The sequence below is a fragment of the Bradyrhizobium sp. NBAIM08 genome (assembly GCF_020193935.1).
GTDB lineage: Bacteria > Pseudomonadota > Alphaproteobacteria > Rhizobiales > Xanthobacteraceae > Bradyrhizobium > Bradyrhizobium yuanmingense.
This window is the reverse complement of sequence record NZ_JADYVR010000870.1, coordinates 1-410: the sequence shown is the minus strand read 5'-3', so window position 1 is coordinate 410 and position 410 is coordinate 1. Positions and strand designations below refer to the sequence as shown.

Here is a 410-nt window from a genome sequence, read left to right as displayed (position 1 = left end):
GCCGATCCGCCGAGAAGGTGGTCCCGGATTCGATCTTCCAGACGCCCGACGAGATCGCCGCCGCGTTCCTGCGGGGTCTTTTCGACGCCGACGGCTGCGTCGTGAACCAGGTGGCCAGGGGCACCCGATACGTTGGTCTCGGCAGTCGGTCGGAGGAACTGCTGCTGGGGGTCCAGGAGTTGCTCGCGTCGATGGGGATCGCCGCGCGCATCTACCGGACCGGCACGAAGACGGAAAGCTTCCGCTACACCCGCCGTGACGGGTCGAGCGTCACCCACGGCAGCGACGGACCGTCGTTCGATCTCCGGATCAACGGGCATCACATCCAGCGATTTGCCACGATGATCGGATTCGATCATCCGTCGAAAGCGCCAAAATTGGCCGACCTGCTCTCTGCTCACTCGTTCTAC

Annotated in this window: 1 protein-coding gene; it reads left to right on the top strand. The window is 64.1% G+C overall.

What is annotated here, in order from left to right; genetic code table 11:
* The coding region (locus I6F37_RS42470) for an LAGLIDADG family homing endonuclease (protein WP_225154746.1) at positions 1–410 on the top strand (410 nt) is incomplete at both ends.